Below are 18,790 nucleotides of genomic sequence, written 5' to 3' on the forward strand. Positions count from 1 at the left end.
GGCTGTGAACGCGGCATGACGATCCACGTCAAGCCTCGCTCACAGACCTTTGAGCGAAACATCCGTGTGGCTCTTCGTCGCTCATCGGTCGCTCATCCGTCGCTCATCACGATTGTCTCGACCGGCAGTGGCTCGTCCGGTCCGATCGCGGCGTTGATCGCGGTGCGCATTGCCGAGGCGCTCATACCGGTGAGGCGCCTCTGCCCAGCCGACAGGCTGAAACTGTTTCCTCAGAACATGGCCGTCATGATGCGGTGCGGCGGCCTCTTCGGCGCCACACTCGCGTTCCAGTTCATGGTCGGCGGGATCAAGGCGTACTTTGCTATCGAGTGAGGTCAGGACCGGAGCACCGGGTCCCGATCGGCCTGCCCATTCCGCAGTTGCCGCTGTGCGTCGACCATAGGGCGGTCCGGAGACGGCCGGGGCCAGATAGTCCGGGCCGGGCAGGCCCTTGCGGCGCATGGCGATACCGGTGAGCGCCTCGAAGATGGCCCGGCGGGCGTTCATCGTGGTGGTGTAACCGGGATCCAGGTCCGGGACGACCTCGACGACCTCCATGCCCACCACGGGCGTCTCGTGGCAGATCCGGCGGATGGCCGGTAGCAGTTCCCGGTTGGTCAGACCCGGCGGCTCCGGGGCGCCGGTGCCAGGCGCGAAGGCTGGGTCCAGCACGTCGATGTCCAAGGACACGTACAGGTATTCCGGTCCGTCCAAGGCCTCGTCGATGGCCTGTTGGAGAACGACTTCGAATCCGCGGCGGTCGATCTCGGCCAGGAAGGTGCGTGCGCATTCCGTGCTCGCGCATCCAGCCGAACAACTCGTCGTCGGGTGCCATCGCGCTGCGCAGGCCGATCTGGAGGAAGTTGCGCCCCGGTGCATGTTCGTCCTCGATCAACCGACGAATCGGTGTGTTCTCCGTCGCCGGCCACTCTCCCGGCGGCTGGATCGCCCAGGAGACCGCCGCGCAGGCCCCCGAACGCGTGAACGCTCTCTTCCTGTGCGACGCGTGAACGCGGCCGAGCCTTCGAAGCGCGGTGGCTTCACCGGCTGATCGAGTCCGTGTACCAGACCATCAAGGGCCGGCTCGGCCTTGAACGCCGCGGCGGGCGCACCCCGACCGGCGTTACGGCCGGATCCTGGAACGCGTCCTGGCGCTGACCGCAGCGATCTGGCACAACCGCCCGCACCGGGGGATCGATGCATTCGGCCGTGTCGGCTTGCGGGCCCGACGGGCCGCGGTGATGTTGATGCTGATGCGAGCCGACGTCCGCAGGTTCGCTGCTGTCGGGCGCTCAGCCACGACGCGCGGAAGGACAGACATGCAGATATCCATACGCCTGGCGGCCCACCGACGCCTCGCCGCGGCCGTCGCCGCGGTGATCGTCTGCTCGACGACGGCCACCGTCCCGGCCCTCGCGCAGACCGCCGCGCCGTTGTCCGAGGTGCCGGTCCCGCGACTGGAGTGGACCCCCTGCGTCCCGGGCAGTCCGTTCGAGTGCGCGACCGTGAAAGCACCGCTGGACTACCGGCACCCCGGCGGCCGCACCATCGAGCTGGCGGTCGTCAAACGGAAGGCGACCGGCCCGGGGCCGCGCCTCGGCTCCCTGTTCTTCAACCCCGGCGGTCCCGGCGGACCGGGAAAGGTGCAGATGCCGCAGGACTACGAGTTCTTCCCGAAGGAGGTACGGGAGCGGTTCGACATCGTCAGCTGGGATCCCCGCGGCATCGGCTACAGCACCGCGGTGAACTGCTTCGGCAGCCGCGAGAAGGCCGCCGCCTGGGTTGCGAGCAAGCCGATCGGCTTCCCGGTCGGGAAGAAGGAGCGGGCGACCTGGATCAGCGCGTACGCCGAACTGGGGCGGCTCTGCGAGCAGCGCGACCCCGCGCTGCTGCGCCACGTCTCGACCGCCGACACCGCCCAGGACCTCGATCTGCTCCGCCGGGCGGTGGGCGACCCGCAACTCACCTACCTGGGCATCTCCTACGGGACGATCCTGGGCGCCACCTACGCCAACATGTTCCCCGGCAAGGTCCGCGCCCTGGTCCTGGACGGGAACATCGATCCGCAGGCCTGGACGGACCACAACTCCACCGGCGACCCCAAGTTGCCGCTCTTCCTGCGGATGGGCACCGACGTCGGCGCGGCGGCGACCTTCGACCAGTTCCTCACCCTGTGCGGCTCGGCGGACACGGCCCACTGCGCCTTCTCCGCCGGGAGCCCGGAAGCGACCCGGGCCAAGTTCGACAAGCTGACGCTGCGCCTGCGGAAGCATCCGGTGGGCGCGTGGACCTACGCCGCGACCGTCGACGCCGTGGCGAACGCCCTCTATGTCGTCCATCCCGGCTGGACTGACCTCGCCGGTACGCTCCAGGACCTGTGGGAGGGCCGCACCCCGGTGCCGCCGGCCGCGGTCCCGCCGCCGATCCCGTATCCGTACGCGGGGATCGAGCAAGGGGGCGCGGTGAGCTGTTCCGACAGCCCCGAGCCGCGCAATCCCTTCGCCTACCACCGGTTCGAGGCGTTCGCCGCGGCCCGCGCGGGTGACCTCGGACGGTTCTGGACCTGGGCCGCCGAGCCGTGCGCCACCTGGCCGGCCGTGGCCGCCAACCGCTACACCGGCCCGTGGAACACGCCCACCGCGCACCCGATCCTGCTGGTCAACCCCACCTACGACCCTTCCACTCCCATCCGGGACGCCAAGGCCATGGGCCGAGAACTGGCCTCCTCGCGCCTGCTCACCCTGAACGGGTACGGGCACACCGCTCTGCTCAACCCCAGCAGCTGCGTCCAGGCGTACGAGAGTCGCTACATCATCGACGGCACCATGCCGCCGGTCGGAGCGAACTGCACCCAGAACACGCCTCCGTTCTCCGCGTCTCGCCCGCACGGCGGCCTCGCCACCGGCGGTGGCGCGACGGCCGACATCATCCAGTAGTTTCCTCCGCAGCGGCGCTTCGGCCAGGCCGGAGCGTTTGACAGCGGCGCGGAAGCGGCGCGGCTCGAGCGAAGCACAACCACCGGGCCTCGGGCGTGAAACCGACCAGACCTGGGGCTGCTCGCGGCCGAGCCCTGCCTCGTTGCTGGCCGCGCCGGTCAGACGCTGATCGGCGACAAGAACTGCCTGCGCGTGCCTGGCGTGATCGCCGACATGTTCAGAGAGAAGCCGGATGCGTTCTCGCGGATGACGGCAGAGCACATGGCCATGCCGTTCCCGCCCGGCTTCCGCACGCGGCCCCAACCCGGTGAACCTGTGCGGTCGCAGCACCGGCAACCCGGATGACGTCTCTGAACGCGCCTCGTGATCCACATCATCCTGCCCCGCTCCCACAAGGTGCGGGCGTGCCCCTCTCAGCCGCCGGCCAGGTCGATCTCCGGTGAGTACGCTTCGTGGACGGTGATCGGGGACTCTGCGTATGCCGCGTTGATCGGTGTTGAGTGAACGGTCCAGGCCCTGGCGGCTTTTCATTCCTCGATCGACGTCGGCGCGAGTGCGGGCCGGCTCCCGGGAGAAGGTGCTTCACCGAGGCGCCGTGAGCAGCTCGCCTGTGAGCAGGCCCTGGGTGGTCCGGACCGCGGCCACCGACCAGGCGGTCAGCAGGAGGGCGTACAGGGCGACGGCCAGTACCTCGAAGGCGGCCAGGCCGGTGTGCCGGGCCAGGCCCTCCGCGCCGGTGACGCAGGTGCCCACCGGGAAGGTGAAGGCCCACCAGGTCATCGCGAAACCCATGCCCTGGCGGCGGGCCCGTACGACCATGGCGACGGCCAGCGCCAGCCACAGCAGCGCGAAGCCCAGCACGGGGACGCCGTAGAGCACGGCGAGGAGCGCGAAGCCCTGGTCGTAGGGCGCCGGCACCACGCCGGGGGCGACGTCCGCGAACTTGCCCACCGCGGTCGTCGACTGGCCCAGCGGACCGAGCACGAGGAACAGCGTCGGGGTGAGCGCGAGCGGCAGCGGACCCGAGGTGACGAGCCGGGCGAAGACCATCGGCAGCATCACGAAGGTCGCCACCAGGCTGATCCCGAACATCGCGACACACGCGAGGAGCAGCGTCTCCCGGGGCTGTCCGGCCGGCAGGTGCGGAACGAGGAGGGGGCCGAGCGCGGCCGACACCATCGGGGCGACGATCGGCAGCAGCCACACGGGGGAGGCCTGTCCGGGCTCGATGCGATGCCGGACGACCATGAGGTACGGGACGGCCACGGCGGCGGTGAGTCCGATCAGCGTCCCGGCGGTGAACAGGACGGTGTCCACGGCCAGGGCCGCCGGAGTCCCGATCCAGTCCCGGCCGACCAGGAGGGTGCCGCCGCCCACGGCGAGCAGGGCCATCGACAGGCAGCCGTAGAAGGGGGCCATGGCGGGGTCGAGGAGGTGGGCGCGGGCCTGGTCGCGGTGGTAGGTCCAGTGCAGGGCGCGGGCGGTGAGCAGCGAAAGCAGCAGGGCGAGCGAGAGGGCCCACACGGCGGTGCAGGCGGTGCGCAGGCCCGGGACGTCCGCGGGAAGTCCGGCTCCCGCCGTGGCCACGATCGCCGTACCCATCACGGAGGCGTACCAGTTCGGGCCGAGATGCCGGACCGCGGCGACGGCGCGGTTTCCCGGGACACGGGGGGTGTTCGTGCCGGGGACGGTTCCCGCCTGATGGGCGGACAGGGGCTGGGCTGCGGTGACCATGACACCACGGTCGTCCGCCCGCGGGCTCCCCACCAGGGAGTGCGCGCCTATGACGGCATAAGCTGGCTTTATGAGCAGCAGCGCTGAGGTTCGTCATGAGTAGCGGTGCTGAGGATCGGCCCGGCGCCGGGATCGCGCACCGGGTCCCCGATCTGGGTGCGCTGGAACTGCTGTTGGCGGTGGCCCGCCTCGGCAGTCTCGGGCGCGCCGCACGGGAGGTGGGGATCACCCAGCCGGCGGCGAGCAGCCGTATCCGTTCCATGGAGCGGCTGCTCGGGGTGGCGCTCGTCGACCGGTCGCCGCGCGGGTCCCGGCTCACCCGCGAGGGGGCGCTCGTCACGGACTGGGCCCGGCGGGTGGTGGACGCGGCCGAGGCCTTCGACGCCGGGGCGCAGGCCCTGCGCGACCGGCGCGACTCGCGGCTGCGGGTGGCCGCGAGCATGACCATCGCCGAGTATCTGCTGCCCGGCTGGCTGATCGCCCTGCGCGCGCAGCGTCCCGACACGGCCGTGTCGTTGCTCGCCGGGAACTCCGCCGCCGCCGCCGAGCGGCTGCTGGCGGGTGAGGCGGACCTCGGGTTCGTCGAGGGGCTCTCGGTGCCGTCCGGTCTCGACGCCACCGTCATCGCGCACGACCGGCTGATCGTGGTGACGGCGCCCGGACATCCCTGGGCGCGCCGCCGGGCGCCCCTCGCGGCGGCGGAGCTGGCGGCCACGCCGCTCATCCTGCGCGAGGAGGGGTCGGGCACGCGTCAGGTTCTCGACTCCGCGCTCGGTGGGCTCGCGCGGCCGCTGATCGAGCTGTCCTCCACGACGGCGGTCAAGGCCTCCGCCGTCAGCGGCGCGGGGCCCGCCGTCCTGAGTGAACTCGCCCTGGGTGAGGAGCTGTCCGCCCACCGGCTGGTGGGCATCCCGCTCGCCGACGTGCGGCTCACCCGCGCCCTGCGGGCCGTCTGGCCGACGGGGCACCGGCCCACCGGGCCGGCCCGCGATCTCCTGTCCCTGACGCGGGGGGCGTAGCGGGACGGACTTGATTCGCCCCCTCCGCCCTACCCGTCCCGTACCCGGGGGCGCCGCCCCCGGACCCCTGCTAACGCCTGAGGGGCTGAATTTTCGGTCCGGGGACCGGATCGTTCAGGTCGCCGCTGTCACCAGGCCCCGCATGACCCGCAGGTCGGTGCCCATTTCCGGGTGCCACTGGACTCCCAGGACCCAGGCGGAGCCGGGGAGTTCGATCGCCTCCACGGTGCCGTCGGCCGAGTGCGCCGAGGCCAGCAGACCTTCACCGAGGCGGTCCACGGCCTGATGGTGGTACGTCGGCACGGCGCACGGCTCCGGTACGAGCCCGGCGTACCGCGTCCCCGGTACGGGTGTCACCTCGTGGTGTCCGATGACGCCGGTGTCCTTCACATGCCCGTCGAGGTGCTGGACGAGCGTGCCGCCGAGGAACACGTTCAGGAGCTGGTGGCCCCGGCAGATGCCGAGGAGGGGGGTGCCGGAGTCCAGCGCGGCCCGGATCAGGGCGAGTTCCCAGGCGTCGCGCTCGGGGGCGGGCGGGCCCGTACGCGGGGAGCGCTCGGCGCGGTACCGGGCGGGGTCGACGTCGGGGCCGCCCGCGACGACCACCGCGTCGAGCCGGGCGACCGCCTCGCGCGCCAGGTCCGGATCGTCCGGCGGCAGCATCACGGCCAGTCCGCCCGCCCGCTGCACGAGCCGCGGATAGCCGGCCGGCAGCAGCGCGGCCTCCAGCTCCCACACGCCCCAGCGCGCCCCGGCCTCCAGATACGTACTCACACCGATCAGCGGCCTGCCCACGCGCTTCTCCCTCGGATCCGGATCGCCACGGCGCCCACGAACGGCGACGGCTTCCATGGCGCCCATGGCTTCCGTGGAGTCCATGGCTTCAACAGCGTCCACGGTTTCCACAGCTTCCAGGGCTTCCATGGCTTCAATGGAAAGGTCTCATACCTTTGCGGGGCGGGGGCGGAAACACAGGGGCTCCACGCGTCACGTCCGGCTCATGCCAGGAACCCCCGCAGCAGTGCCGCCGTGCCCGCGCAGTGCTCCCGCATCATCTCCCGCGCACCGTCCGCGTCCCCGTCGAGGACCGCGTCGACGATCGCGGTGTGCTGGCGCTGCGAATGCTCCAGATTGCGGACGAGGAGCGGGATGCAGTCGAGGAGGTCGTTGACGCCGGCGCGGACGGCCGCGTACCGCGCGGCGAGGGACGGGGAGCCGCACAGCTCGGCGAGGATCAGGTGGAGCATGGTGTCCAGGCGCCGGTACTCGGCCAGCGGGGCGTCGTTCGTCCGCTCCAGCGCCTCGCGCAGCCGCAGCGCCTGGTCCGCGTCGAGCCCGTGCGTCGCGCACAGCCCGGCCGCGCCCACCTCCAGGACCTCGCGGAAACGCAGTACGTCCTCGATGTCGACCGCGGCGACCCGGCGGCGCAGTTCGTGCTCGTCCGGTGTGTCCGTGCGGGCCAGCACGAACGTGCCGCCGTACCGGCCGCGCCGCGACTCGACCAGACCCTGGTCCTGGAGCACCTTCAGGACCTCGCGCAGCGTCACCCGGCTGATGCCCAGCCGGTCGGCCAACTCCCGCTCCGAGGGCAGCCGTTCACCGCCCGGCACCAGGCCGAGCCGGACGATCTGGAGGATCTGCTCCAGCGCCTCCTCGAAGCCGTTGCCCGCCCGCACCGGCCGCAGGACCGGCGTCAGCCGGTCGTCCGTCCCACGGTCGGGTTGCGCCCGCGTCATCAGGTCGCGCCCCCTTCCCAAGCAATGGTTCTCCGCAATACCTTATGGCCCTCGGCTGACCCAAGGAGGCTTTTCCGGTGGCAGACCGCACACCCCCGCTCTCCGTCGACGAACTGCGCGTCCTCGTCGAGGCCGGTGACATCGACACGGTCGTCCTGGCCTTCCCCGACATGCAGGGGCGGCTCCAGGGCAAGCGGTTCGCCGCGGCCTTCTTCCTCGACGAGGTCCTGGAGCACGGGACGGAGGGCTGCAACTACCTCCTCGCCGTCGACACCGACATGAACACCGTCGACGGATACGCCATGTCCTCCTGGGACCGGGGATACGGCGACTTCGCCATGCACCCCGATCTCACGACCCTGCGACGCGTGCCCTGGAACGACGGCACCGCACTGCTCGTCGCCGACCTCGCCTGGAACGACGGCTCCCCGGTGGTCGCCGCGCCCCGCCAGATCCTGCGCCGCCAGCTCGAACGCCTCGCCGCACTCGGCTACACCGCCCAGGTCGGCACCGAGCTGGAGTTCATCGTCTTCAAGGACACCTACGAACAGGCCTGGGACAGCGGCTACCGGGGGCTCACCCCGGCCAACCAGTACAACATCGACTACTCGGTCCTCGGGACCGGACGCATCGAGCCCCTGCTGCGCCGCATCCGCAACGAGATGCAGGCCGCGGGCCTCACCGTCGAATCCGCCAAGGGCGAGTGCAACCCCGGCCAGCACGAGATCGCCTTCAAGTACGACGAAGCCCTCGTCACCTGCGACCAGCACGCGATCTACAAGACCGGCGCCAAGGAGATCGCCTCGCAGGAGGGCGTCTCCCTCACCTTCATGGCCAAGTACAACGAGCGCGAGGGCAACTCCTGCCACATCCACCTCTCCCTGGCCGACGCCGACGGCACCAACGTGATGGCGGGCTCCGCCCAGGACCCCGGCGGCATGTCGGAGGTCATGCGTCACTTCCTCGCCGGACAGCTCGCCGCGCTGCGCGACTTCTCCCTCCTGTACGCGCCCAACATCAACTCGTACAAGCGCTTCCAGCCGGGCTCCTTCGCCCCGACGGCCGTCGCCTGGGGATACGACAACCGCACCTGCTCGCTGCGCGTCGTCGGCCACGGCCGCTCGACGCGCTTCGAGAACCGGCTGCCCGGCGGCGACGTCAACCCGCATCTGGCCGTCGCCGGACTCGTGGCGGCCGGCCTGTACGGCATCGAACGGAAGCTGGAACTGCCCGAGGCCTGCTCGGGCAACGCCTACACCGCCGAGTACGCGCACGTCCCCACCACCCTGCGCGAGGCCGCCGAACTCTGGGAGAACAGCCCGATCGCCCGGGCCGCCTTCGGCGACGAGGTGGTCGAGCACTACCGCAACATGGCGCGCGTCGAACTGGAGGCCTTCGACGCCGCGGTGACCGACTGGGAGCTGCGCCGCTCCTTCGAACGCATGTGAGGACCCCCTTGCCGCACCCGCACGCATCCCACCCGGACGCGCCGCACCCGCGCCCGTCGCACCCGCCCACCTCACCCCCGTACGACCACGAACTCCGGGTGCTCGACCCGGCCACCGAGGAGGTCGTCGCCACCGTCCCGGCCGCCACCGCCCAGGACGTGGCGGACGCCGTCGTACGGGCCGGCCGGGCGCAGGCCGGATGGGCCGCCCTGGCGCCCGCCGACCGGGCCAGGCTGCTGCGCCGCTTCGCCTCCGTCGTCGACGGCCACCTGGAGGAACTGGCCCGCCTGGAGGTCCGCGAGGCCGGACACACCCTCGGCAACGCCCGCTGGGAGGCGGGCAACGTGCGCGATCTGCTCGACTACGCCGCCGGGGGAGTCGAGCGGCTGACCGGCCGTCAGATCCCCGTCCCCGGCGGCCTCGACATCACCCTCCTCGAACCGCTCGGCGTCGTCGGCGTCATCGCGCCCTGGAACTTCCCGATGCCCATCGCCGCCTGGGGCACCGCACCCGCCCTCGCCGCGGGCAACGCCGTCATCCTCAAACCCGCCGAGACGACCCCGCTGACGGCATTGCGGCTGGCCGAACTCGCCCTGGAGGCCGGCCTGCCCGAACACCTCTTCCAGGTGCTGCCCGGCGCGGGTCCCGTCGCGGGCGACGCGCTCGTCCGGCACCCCGGCGTCGCGAAGATCGTCTTCACCGGGTCCACGGCCGTCGGCAAACAGGTTCTGGCCAAGGGCTCCGCCCTCCTCAAGCGCGTCACCCTCGAACTCGGCGGCAAGAGCCCCAACATCGTCTTCGCCGACGCCGACATCGAAGCCGCCGCGGCCGCCGCCCCCATGTCCTTCCTCGACAACTCCGGCCAGGACTGCTGCGCCCGCACCCGCATCCTCGTCCAGCGCTCCGTCCACGACCGCTTCCTCGAACTCCTCGCCCCGGCCGTCGAGTCCGTCGTCGTCGGCGACCCCTCCGACGAGCGGACCCAGATGGGCCCGCTGATCTCGAAGGTCCAACTGGAACGCGTACGGTCCTACGTCGACGCCGACGCGCCCGGCATCCGGGGCAAGGCCCCCGGGGGCCCCGGCTTCTGGTTCGCGCCCACCGTCCTCACCGGCGTGGATCCCGGCGCGCGCGTGGCCGTCGAGGAGGTCTTCGGACCCGTGGCGGTCCTGCTGCCCTTCGAGGACGAGGCCGACGCCGTCCGGCTCGCCAACGCCACCGACTACGGCCTGTCCGGCTCCATCTGGACCCGTGACGTCGGCCGCGCCCTGCGGGTCTCCCAGGCCGTCCGGGCCGGCAACCTGTCCGTCAACTCCCACTCCAGCGTCCGCTACTGGACCCCCTTCGGCGGCTTCAAGCAGTCGGGAATCGGCCGTGAACTCGGCCCGGACGCGCTCACCGCCTTCACCGAGACCAAGAACGTCTTCATCAGCACGGAGGGTCCCGCACAGTGACTTCAGACACCCCCGAGACCATCTGCCGCCGCCTGGTGGGCCGCACCGCCGTCATCACCGGCGCCGCCAGCGGCATCGGCCTCGCCACCGCGCGCCGGCTCGCCTCCGAGGGCGCGCATGTCGTCTGCGGCGACATCGACGAGACCCACGGAAAGGCCGTCGCCGAGGAGGTGGGCGGGATCTTCGTCAAGGTCGACGTGACCGACCCCGAGCAGGTCGAGACCCTGTTCAGGACGGCGTACGACACCTACGGCTCGGTCGACATCGCCTTCAACAACGCGGGCATCTCACCGCCCGACGACGACTCCATCCTGGACACCGGTCTGGAGGCGTGGAAGCGCGTGCAGGAGGTCAACCTCACCTCCGTGTACCTCTGTTGCAAGGCCGCCATCCCCTACATGCGCCGCCAGGGCAGGGGCTCCATCATCAACACCGCCTCCTTCGTGGCCCGTATGGGCGCGGCGACCTCCCAGATCTCGTACACGGCCTCCAAGGGCGGGGTGCTGGCCATGTCCCGTGAACTGGGCGTCCAGTTCGCCCGGGAAGGCATCCGGGTCAACGCCCTGTGCCCCGGCCCGGTCAACACCCCTCTGCTCCAGGAGCTGTTCGCCAAGGACCCCGAGCGGGCCGCGCGCCGGCTCGTGCACATCCCGGTCGGACGGTTCGCCGAGGCGGACGAGATCGCGGCGGCCGTCGCGTTCCTCGCCAGCGACGACTCCTCCTTCGTGAACGCCACCGACTTCCTGGTGGACGGGGGCATTTCGGGCGCCTACGTCACACCGCTGTAGCGGAAACGGCCGGTCCGCGGGGAGGGCGCGGCCCGGTCGCGCCCGACCCGCGGACCCCGTGTACCGCCACGCGCGGGACGTCCTAGAGTGCCGGGATGAGCATGACGCCTCCTCCCGGCTGGTACCGCGATCCGTCGTACCCGCTCGTCGAGCGCTGGTGGGACGGAACCGCGTGGACCGACCACCGGCGTCAGCCCGAGACCCCGCAACAGCCCCTGATGCAGGCCCCGTCGCCCGGCGGATCCGGCTCGGGCCGGGCCAAGGCCGTCGCCCTCGTGACGGCCGCCGTCGCCCTCGTGGCCGCGATCGTCACCGGCGCCGTACTGCTGCGCGACGACGACGGCGGCGACGAGGCCGCGACACGGACCACGCCCGCGACCGCGTCGCCCGCCCCGTCCGACGACCCCTCACCGTCCCCGTCCGGCGCCTCGCCGTCCGCCGGTGACCCGACCGTCGTCGTGGACGAACTCGACGGCATCACCTTCCCGGTCCTCGACGGCTGGGCGAAACCGCAGTACGTCGCCGACCACGACACGGTGCTGACGACCCCGCGGACCTACGACTGCCCGGGCGACCCCGGTCTGTGCCGGCACGGCCGCGTCGACGTCCGTACCGCGACGGCCACCGACGAGACCTCACCGAAGGTCCTCGCCGAGGGGGACATCGAGGACGCCGCCGACAGCGCGTACGGCCACGACCTCGTCGGCAGCAGGCCCTTCCGGGGCATCACCTCCCACCGGCTGGTGAAGTCCGGCTCGGTCGCCGTCGCCGGGCGCGCCGGGTATCTCGTGCGCTGGAAGGTCAAGACCGGTGTGGGGCCCGGGGGTTACGTCGAGTCGCTGGCCTTCCCGTCCAGCGTGGGCTCGCAGTCCCTGGTCATCGTCCGGTTCTCCATCGACGTCGGCGCCGACGCGCCACCGGTGTCCGACATGGACCGGATCACCGAAGGCATCCGCTCGGTGGGCCAGAAGGACGCCGGCGGCGGTGTGGGCAGCAGCATCGGCCCGTCCGACTGAACGACGCCCACCCGGCCTGGGGACGGACAGGCGTCTCCGGGCCGGGCGGGCGTGGTCCCGCGGATCAGAGGAAGGTGTGGCCCTCGCCGCGATAGGTCGGGACGGAGGCCGTGACCGTGTCGCCCTCCACGAGGTGCAGGGTGTCGAACCGCTCGCACAGCTCACCGGCCTTCGCGTGCCGGAACCACACCTTGTCGCCGATGAGCAGATCGTCCGCGGGTGAGCCGAGCAGCGGGGTCTGCACCTCGCCGGGACCCTCCTGGGGGTCGTACGACAGTCCCTCCGGCAGATACGGGACGGGCAGCCGGTCCACGCCCGCGGCCCCGGACGCGGGGTAGCCGCCGCCCAGCACGGTCACCACGCCCACCCCCGGCCGCCGCACCACGGGCTGGGCGAACAGCGCCGCAGGGCGTCCACTGAAGGACGTGTAGTTGTCGAAGAGCCTCGGCACGTACAGCCCCGAACCGGCCGCGATCTCGGTGACCGCGTCCTCGGCGGCCGTGTGCTGGACACTGCCGGTGCCGCCGCCGTTGACGAACTCGAGGTCCGGCTCCACGGCCCGGACCGCCCGGACGACCTCCGCGCGCCGCTGGGCGAGCTCCTTGCGGGCGGTGGCCTGCATCAGCCGCACGGCACGCGAACGCAAAGGCCGCCCCGAGACGGCGTCACCGACACCGGCGATGTGACCCTCGTACGCCATGATCCCCACCAGTTTGAACCCGGGGGCGCGTTTGACGGCACGGGCCATCTCGGCCACCTGGGCGGGGGAGTACAGCGGCGAACGCAGCGCCCCGACCCGGACCCGGCCGCCGAACAGCTTCAGCGAGGTGTCCAGCTCCAGGCAGACCCGCACGACCTCGGTGCCGCCCTCGCGTGCCTCGTCGATCAGCCGGAGCTGCGCCGGATCGTCGACCATCACCGTGACCGCGGCGGCGAGCTTGGGGTCGGAGGTCAGCTCGGCGTAACCCTTGCGGTCGGCCGACGGATAGGCGAGCAGGACGTCGTCGAAACCGGACCTGGCCAGCCACAGCGACTCGGCGAGCGTGAACGACATGATCCCCGCGAAACCGTCGCGTCCCAGGACCCGTTCCAGGAGGGTGCGGCACCGGACGGACTTGCTGGCGACACGGATCGGCTTCCCGCCGGCCCTGCGGACCAAATCGTCCGCGTTCGCGTCGAAGGCCCCCAGGTCCACGATGGCGACGGGGGCGTCGAGGTGAGCGGTGGCCCGGTCGTAGCGGGCCCTGTCGGCGGCACGGGCAGTCATGGACGAAGACTGCCAGACTCCATTACCGCAGGGTAGGGGGACGTTCCGGGCAGATGCCCCGGGGCCTCGGACTGGTTCCCGCCCGGGGCGCGTCAACCCGTAGAGTGACGCGGACGCAGGGAGGAACGACCTTGCCCCGGCGGGCCCTGCCCGGGGTGACGGTCTCCCGGTGCGGGTATGCGTGCCCGTGGCGACCTCTCGCGCGACACGAAACGGCTCGCCGAGTCACGGGGCGTCCGACAGCCCGGTGCGAGGAAACGGGGGGTGCATGAGTACGGAAGCGCGGCGCGCCTCGAATCCCCGGCGTCCTTCCACCCCTCCGGCCGCGGCCCCGCCGGCCCCCCGGACCCCGCCGCCCCCGGCGAACCCGCCGGCCGCTCAGGCTCCGGCCCACCCCCCGGTTCCGCCGAAGCCCGTCCGGTCGCCCGGACCGGACCTCTCGGCCGGGGAGGACTGGTCCGCCGAGGAACCCTCGCCGAGCGCTCAGGGTTTCCCCTCCGGATTCGGGCAGGCCGCGTCCGACGGCGCTCCGTCGGCCTCGCCGCGCCCCGCGAGCCCGCCCCGCGGCACGGCCCCGTCGGTGCCGCCCCAGCCTGTACGGCCCCCGTCCGCGCCGGAACGGTCCGCCACACCGGAATCACCGGCGCCGAGGCCCACCTCGCTGGTCCGTCCGAGGGCGTCCTCGACGAGCGGGTCCGGTCCCGCCGGCGCCGCATCGTCCGGCGGCCCGGCGCCCACAGGTACGTCCGGCTCGCCGGGGCGGGCCGCGTCCCGTACGCCGGCAGGATCCGCCGCACTCGGCGCCCCGGGTTCCGCCGCTTCCGAGGCTCCGGAATCCGTCTCACCCGGCAGACCGTGGTCGACCTCGGCGGGTACGCCGGGATCCGACGAGCGACGGTCGGCTTCGACCGGTACGGGGTCCGACGCGCCCCGGGCCGCTTCCCTGGGCGCACCTGGGTCCGACGCACCGCGGTCGGCCGCGGCCGGCACGCCGGAGTCCGACGCGCGACGGTCCGCCCCGACCCGTACTCCGGACTCCGGCGCGCCCCGCTCCGTCCCGTCCGGTACACCTGGATCCGACCCGCGACGGGCGGCCTCGTCCGGTACGCCGGGGTCCGACCCGCGACGGGAGGCCTCGACCGGTACGCCGGGGTCCGACGCCCCGCGGTCCGTTCCGGCCGGCACGCCGGGGTCCGCTCCGGCCGGTTCGTCGTCCGGTGTGCCGCGCCCGGTGGCGCCGTCCACCGCGCCGCGCCCCGCGTCGGACGGTGCCCCGCCGGACCGCCCGGCCCCGCCGTCGGTGGCTTCACGGCGCTCCGCGTCGGACGCCGCTCCGCAGGGTCCCGGATCCGCGTCGCGGCCGGAGGCCCGGCGCTACCCCCACCTGCGCCCCGAGGGCCGGACGGGGGCGCCGACCCCGCCGCCCCCGGCGGCCTCCGCACGTTTCCCGGACACCCCGCCCGCGCCCGCCGCACCGGCACGCCCCGACGGGGCGCCGCACCCCGCAGGCCCGTCGCGGCCCGGCGGAACGCAGCGTCCCGCGCAGCGCCCCGCCCGGTTGTCGCACCCCGCCGCGCCGCAGCGCCCGTCCGAGCCCCCGCGTGCCTTCGAAGCTCCGCGCCCCTCGGAGTCCGCGCCGCCGTCGCAACCCGCGCGGTCCTCGGACCCGTCGCGCTCCTCCGGTGCCGCGCCGACCCCCGAGTCCGCGCACCCGGCCGGGCTCCGGCGCCCGTCCGAGACCTCGCAGCCTTCCGTCCCCTCGCAGCCCTCCGTCCCCTCGCGCCCCTCCGGCCCCCCGCGGTCCTTCGATCCGTCACGCGCCGCCGAGCCCTCGGGCCCGTCCGAGCGGACCGCCGCGTCCGATCGGGCCGGAGCTCCGGCGCCGGTCGGAGCGGCTGGGCCGGACCTCGGTTTCGGGGAGCGGTTCGGGGAGGTCACGCGGGAGCCGCGGGCCGGGCGGGACGGGGCCGGTGCGGGCTCCGCGAGCGCTCCTCCGTTCATTCCGGCCCCCTCGCCGGCGGCGCCCGCCGAGACCACCCCGGGCGTGCGGCGCCCCTTCGTATCGTTCGCGGAGCCCGAGACGTACGGCGGCGACACCGCGCGGGTGCGCCCGTTCCGCGGGCGGATCCGGCCGGGTGCCGTGACCGCCGCGACCTGCCTCGTGCTCGGACTCGGCCTCATCGGCGGCGCGGTGACCGGCAGTTGGCTCACCGGCGACGACACGGACGCGCCCGGTTCGCCCGGCGCGTTCACGGCGGCCGGAGGCCTCTGGCACAGCGTTCCCGTGGACCGGCTCTTCCCGCCGACCGTGCGCGGCGACGGCGCGGGCCCCGGCGGTTCCGACCGCACCTGGACACGGATCGCCGTCGCCCCCGACACCGGCTGCAAGGACGCCTTCGACCCGCTGCTGCGCCAGGCTCTCGCCCCCGTCGGCTGCCTGCGCCTGCTGCGTGCCACCTACGTGGACGCGACCCGCAGTCATGTCACCACCGTCGGCCTGCTGTTCACCAAGGCGGACGCGGCGGGCATGACCTCCCTGAAGGCCCGCTTCCGCAAGGAGGGCCTGGACCGGCGCCCCGATCTGCTGCCCCTGCCGTACGCGGCGAAGGGCACCGCCGCCGAGGGCTTCGGCAAGGCGCAGCGTGCCGCGTGGACCGTGTCCGTCCTGACGGACGCCCCCGTCGTCGTGTACGCGGTCTCCGGGTTCGCCGACGGGCGAACGGTCGCCGCCCCGCAGCCCGCCGCCGAGGCGATGAAGCCGGAGGCGACCACGGCCGCGGCCCAGTCGGGCCTCGGCCATGAGGCGCAGGGCCTCGCCGACCGGGTCGAGCGAGGCCTTCGCAAGACCGTCACCTCGTCCACGGAGAAGCCGTCATGACCCGCGACGACGGCCCCGACGGCCGCACCCGGCAGCCCCGTACGACCGGACCCGCCGGCACGACCGGAGTGACGGCCCCCGTCGGCCGCCCCCGGCGCCCGGCCCTGACAGCCCGCCGGCCCCGGCTCTCCCGCAGGTCCGGTGCCCTCGCCGCGTTCCTCGCCGCCTCCCTCGCCCTTGTGCCCTCCGCCACCGCGCACGCCGACGGCATACGTGCCCAGCAGTGGGGCCTCGACGCGATGCACACGCAGCAGGCGTGGCGCACGACCAAGGGCAAGGGCATCACCGTCGCCGTCCTCGACACCGGCGTCGACGCCCAGCACCCGGACCTCAAGGGCAATGTGCTCGGCGACAAGGACATGGTCGGTTTCGGCGCGAGCCGCGGTGACGTGAGCTGGGCACGGCACGGCACCGCCATGGCGGGCATCATCGCCGGGCACGGCCACGGGCCCGGCCACGCCAACGGCGTGATGGGGATCGCCCCTGAGGCGAAGATCCTGCCCGTCCGCGTCATCCTCGAGGACAAGGACCCGGCCCGCTCCAAGGCCCGCAACACCCGTGGCAACGCCCTCGCGGAGGGCATCCGCTGGGCCGCCGACCACGGCGCCGACGTCATCAACCTCTCCCTCGGCGACGACTCCAGGTCGGCCCACCCCGAACCCGCCGAGGACGAAGCGGTCCAGTACGCGCTGAAGAAGGGGATCGCCGTCGTCGCCTCCGCCGGCAACGGCGGGGAGAAGGGCGACCACATCTCGTACCCCGCCGCCTACCCCGGCGTCATCGCGGCGACCGCCGTGGACCGCTACGGAACGCACGCCTCCTTCTCCACCCGCCGCTGGTACGCCACCGTCAGCGCCCCGGGCGTCGACGTGGTCATCGCCGACCCGGACGACCGGTACTACGAGGGCTGGGGCACCAGCGCGGCCTCCGCGTTCGTCTCCGGCGCGGTCGCACTCGTCAAGGCCGCCCACCCGGGTCTGTCCCCGGCGCAGATCAAGCGGTTGCTGGAGGACACCGCCCGCAACGTTCCCTCGGGCGGCCGAGACGACTCCCGCGGCTTCGGCTTCGTCGACCCGGCCGCGGCCATCAAGGCGGCCGGCCGGATCGATCCCGAGGGCGGTCCCAAGGCGGCCGCGTACGGCCACAAGTACTTCGGCGCAGGGCCCGACACCCCTGAAGACGGCGGCAGTTCGGCCGACTGGGCTGCTCCCCTCGCGGGTGCCCTGGGCCTGGGCCTGCTGGCGGCGGCGGTGTTCCTGTGGCGCGGTCGCAGACCCTCGAACCCGTTCGAACGTCGCTAGCGGAAAACGCCGTTCGGGACCCCGGCGCCCCGCGGCCCCGGTCGCGCCGCATCCCGTCGGCGCCGACCCGTAGGCCTGTCCTTGAACGGCCTGTCCTTGAACGGCCTGTCCTTGAACGGCCGGTCCTTGAACGGCCTGTCCTTGAACGGCCGGTCCTTGAACGGCCGGTCCTTGAACGGCCGTTCCGGGGCGGCCCTTCGACGGCCGGGCCTCAGCCCTCGGCCGTGTCCTGGAACGCGGACACCGCCGCCTTCGACACCGCTTCCACCAGCGAAATGCCCTTCGCCTGCGTCGAGTTGCCGTTCGACAGCGTCGCCACCAGATAGTCGTGGCCGTCGGCCGAGATCCGCCCGATGCTGTTGATGTCCCACAGCCCGGTCGTGCTGCGCGCCAGCCACCCGTTCTTCAGCGCCCATCGGGACCCGTCGCCGGCGGCGGACACTCCCCACTGCTGGTCGGTCTCGATCTCGCCCATCAGCCCCTGTAGATAGGACCGCGAGGCCGCGCTCAGGTCGGAGTCGTCTCCGAACACCTGGCGCAGCAGCCTGAGTTGGTCGCTCGCGGTGGTCTGGGTCAGACCCCACAGCTCACCGTCGCCACCCTGGGTGTCCGTGAGACCGAGGCGCTTGTTCGCGGCGTCCAGCCCGTCGGCCCGGCCGATGGTGGCCCACAGCGCGGTCGCCGACGCGTTGTCGCTGTTCTCGATCATCGCGGTGGCGTACGCCTTCTCCCGCGCGGTGAGATGCCGGTCCGCGTCCCGTGCCTGGAGCAGCAGCGCGGCGAGGATGTTCACCTTGACGATGCTCGCGGTGTCGAAGGCCGTGTCCCCGTAGCCGGCGCTCTCGCCCGAGTCGACGTCGAGGACGGCGACCGAGGTCTTCGCACCGGCCGCCACCGTCACCGACTTCAGTGCCTTGGCGAGCAGCGCGTCCCGGTCCACGGAGGGTTCCGCCACGGGTTCCACCGATGCCTCCTCGCTCGCGGCGGGCGACGCGGAGGGCGACGCCGACGCCGCCGACGATACGACGGCGGGGCCGTCGTGCGCCTGCGCCTTCATGTACACCGTCCCGGCGGCCGTGGCGCCGACGAGGACGACCGAGGCCACCGCGATGTACAGAAGTGGCGTGCGTCGGGAGGGCCGGGCGCGACGCCCGCGTGCTCTTTGACGGTCCATCCGGCGATGCTCGACGGCCGGGCTGTGGCGTCCGTTAGA

General features: G+C 72.9%; 16 protein-coding genes and 1 pseudogene. 10 read left to right on the forward strand and 7 right to left on the reverse strand.

The genetic code is table 11. The features are described from left to right. Positions 1 to 81: 81 nt before the first annotated feature. Positions 82 to 714, reverse strand: coding sequence for an arginase family protein (locus ACWEBX_RS01830; protein ID WP_451882935.1), 633 nt, complete (start codon positions 712 to 714; stop codon positions 82 to 84). Between the two features lie 68 nt (positions 715 to 782). Here ACWEBX_RS01830 and ACWEBX_RS01835 point away from each other — a divergent pair, with 68 nt between their 5' ends. The 3 genes and pseudogenes from ACWEBX_RS01835 to ACWEBX_RS01845 all read left to right on the forward strand — a co-directional run bounded on the left by ACWEBX_RS01835 (position 783) and on the right by ACWEBX_RS01845 (position 2,936). After that, complete coding sequence (locus tag ACWEBX_RS01835; protein ID WP_451882936.1) at positions 783 to 1,010, forward strand: alpha/beta fold hydrolase; 228 nt, start codon at positions 783 to 785, stop codon at positions 1,008 to 1,010. A 28-nt stretch (positions 1,011 to 1,038) separates the two neighbouring features. After that, positions 1,039 to 1,181: pseudogene (locus ACWEBX_RS01840) on the forward strand (IS982 family transposase); the annotation flags it as partial. Between the two features lie 138 nt (positions 1,182 to 1,319). After that, entirely contained in the window at positions 1,320 to 2,936 is a 1,617-nt protein-coding gene (locus tag ACWEBX_RS01845) for an alpha/beta hydrolase (protein WP_451882937.1), read from the forward strand. Between the two features lie 582 nt (positions 2,937 to 3,518). Here ACWEBX_RS01845 and ACWEBX_RS01850 read toward each other — a convergent pair. Further along, positions 3,519 to 4,670 (reverse strand): TDT family transporter, encoded by a 1,152-nt coding sequence (locus tag ACWEBX_RS01850; protein ID WP_451882938.1) that lies wholly within the window; start codon positions 4,668 to 4,670, stop codon positions 3,519 to 3,521. 95 nt (positions 4,671 to 4,765) lie between these two features. Here ACWEBX_RS01850 and ACWEBX_RS01855 point away from each other — a divergent pair, with 95 nt between their 5' ends. Further along, a complete protein-coding gene (locus ACWEBX_RS01855; RefSeq protein ID WP_451882939.1) occupies positions 4,766 to 5,689 on the forward strand; it encodes a LysR family transcriptional regulator in 924 nt (307 codons plus the stop codon). 114 nt (positions 5,690 to 5,803) lie between these two features. Here ACWEBX_RS01855 and ACWEBX_RS01860 read toward each other — a convergent pair whose 3' ends face one another. Together ACWEBX_RS01860 and ACWEBX_RS01865 are read right to left on the reverse strand one after the other, a co-directional pair. Continuing rightward, entirely contained in the window at positions 5,804 to 6,484 is a 681-nt protein-coding gene (locus tag ACWEBX_RS01860; RefSeq protein WP_451883003.1) for a gamma-glutamyl-gamma-aminobutyrate hydrolase family protein, read from the reverse strand. Between the two features lie 203 nt (positions 6,485 to 6,687). Beyond that, entirely contained in the window at positions 6,688 to 7,425 is a 738-nt protein-coding gene (locus ACWEBX_RS01865) for a FadR/GntR family transcriptional regulator (protein ID WP_451882940.1), read from the reverse strand. 77 nt (positions 7,426 to 7,502) lie between these two features. Here ACWEBX_RS01865 and ACWEBX_RS01870 point away from each other — a divergent pair, with 77 nt between their 5' ends. The 4 genes from ACWEBX_RS01870 (at position 7,503) to ACWEBX_RS01885 (ending at position 12,131) form a co-directional block, all read left to right on the forward strand. After that, positions 7,503 to 8,873 (forward strand): glutamine synthetase family protein, encoded by a 1,371-nt coding sequence (locus ACWEBX_RS01870; protein WP_451882941.1) that lies wholly within the window; start codon positions 7,503 to 7,505, stop codon positions 8,871 to 8,873. Positions 8,874 to 8,971: 98 nt separating this feature from the next. Continuing rightward, positions 8,972 to 10,327: an aldehyde dehydrogenase family protein gene (locus tag ACWEBX_RS01875; protein WP_451883004.1), complete on the forward strand. Its 1,356-nt coding sequence runs from the start codon at positions 8,972 to 8,974 to the stop codon at positions 10,325 to 10,327. Beyond that, positions 10,324 to 11,115 (forward strand): 3-oxoacyl-ACP reductase, encoded by a 792-nt coding sequence (locus ACWEBX_RS01880; RefSeq protein WP_451882942.1) that lies wholly within the window; start codon positions 10,324 to 10,326, stop codon positions 11,113 to 11,115. Before ACWEBX_RS01875 ends, ACWEBX_RS01880 begins: the two co-directional genes overlap by 4 nt. A gap of 95 nt (positions 11,116 to 11,210) precedes the next feature. After that, positions 11,211 to 12,131, forward strand: coding sequence for a DUF2510 domain-containing protein (locus tag ACWEBX_RS01885; RefSeq protein WP_451882943.1), 921 nt, complete (start codon positions 11,211 to 11,213; stop codon positions 12,129 to 12,131). Positions 12,132 to 12,195: 64 nt separating this feature from the next. Here the strand turns inward: ACWEBX_RS01885 and ACWEBX_RS01890 are convergent, their stop codons facing one another. Both ACWEBX_RS01890 and ACWEBX_RS01895 read right to left on the reverse strand, forming a co-directional pair. Then, positions 12,196 to 13,398, reverse strand: coding sequence for an amino acid deaminase/aldolase (locus ACWEBX_RS01890; protein ID WP_451882944.1), 1,203 nt, complete (start codon positions 13,396 to 13,398; stop codon positions 12,196 to 12,198). A 483-nt stretch (positions 13,399 to 13,881) separates the two neighbouring features. Continuing rightward, a complete protein-coding gene (locus ACWEBX_RS01895) occupies positions 13,882 to 14,643 on the reverse strand; it encodes a hypothetical protein (RefSeq protein ID WP_451882945.1) in 762 nt (253 codons plus the stop codon). 799 nt (positions 14,644 to 15,442) lie between these two features. Here ACWEBX_RS01895 and ACWEBX_RS01900 point away from each other — a divergent pair. Both ACWEBX_RS01900 and mycP read left to right on the forward strand, forming a co-directional pair. Further along, entirely contained in the window at positions 15,443 to 16,276 is an 834-nt protein-coding gene (locus ACWEBX_RS01900) for a hypothetical protein (protein WP_451882946.1), read from the forward strand. After that, entirely contained in the window at positions 16,273 to 17,577 is a 1,305-nt protein-coding gene (mycP, locus tag ACWEBX_RS01905; protein WP_451882947.1) for a type VII secretion-associated serine protease mycosin, read from the forward strand. Before ACWEBX_RS01900 ends, mycP begins: the two co-directional genes overlap by 4 nt. Positions 17,578 to 17,788: 211 nt before the next feature. Here the strand turns inward: mycP and ACWEBX_RS01910 are convergent, their stop codons facing one another. Further along, positions 17,789 to 18,751 carry a serine hydrolase gene (locus tag ACWEBX_RS01910; protein WP_451882948.1) on the reverse strand — a complete coding sequence of 321 codons (963 nt, stop codon included), beginning with the start codon at positions 18,749 to 18,751 and terminating at the stop codon, positions 17,789 to 17,791. Between the last annotated feature and the right edge of the window lie 39 nt (positions 18,752 to 18,790).

The organism is Streptomyces sp. NPDC005070 (genome assembly GCF_053600395.1).

Bases quoted from the DNA above. Each gene is read 5' to 3' on its own strand.
- ACWEBX_RS01845 (WP_451882937.1), top strand. From the start codon at position 1,320: ATGCAGATATCCATACGCCTGGCGGCCCACCGACGCCTCGCCGCGGCC.
- ACWEBX_RS01850 (WP_451882938.1), bottom strand. From the start codon at position 4,670: ATGGTCACCGCAGCCCAGCCCCTGTCCGCCCATCAGGCGGGAACCGTC.
- ACWEBX_RS01855 (WP_451882939.1), top strand. From the start codon at position 4,766: ATGAGTAGCGGTGCTGAGGATCGGCCCGGCGCCGGGATCGCGCACCGG.
- ACWEBX_RS01865 (WP_451882940.1), bottom strand. From the start codon at position 7,425: ATGACGCGGGCGCAACCCGACCGTGGGACGGACGACCGGCTGACGCCG.
- ACWEBX_RS01885 (WP_451882943.1), top strand. From the start codon at position 11,211: ATGAGCATGACGCCTCCTCCCGGCTGGTACCGCGATCCGTCGTACCCG.
- ACWEBX_RS01890 (WP_451882944.1), bottom strand. From the start codon at position 13,398: ATGACTGCCCGTGCCGCCGACAGGGCCCGCTACGACCGGGCCACCGCT.
- mycP (WP_451882947.1), top strand. From the start codon at position 16,273: ATGACCCGCGACGACGGCCCCGACGGCCGCACCCGGCAGCCCCGTACG.
- ACWEBX_RS01910 (WP_451882948.1), bottom strand. From the start codon at position 18,751: ATGGACCGTCAAAGAGCACGCGGGCGTCGCGCCCGGCCCTCCCGACGC.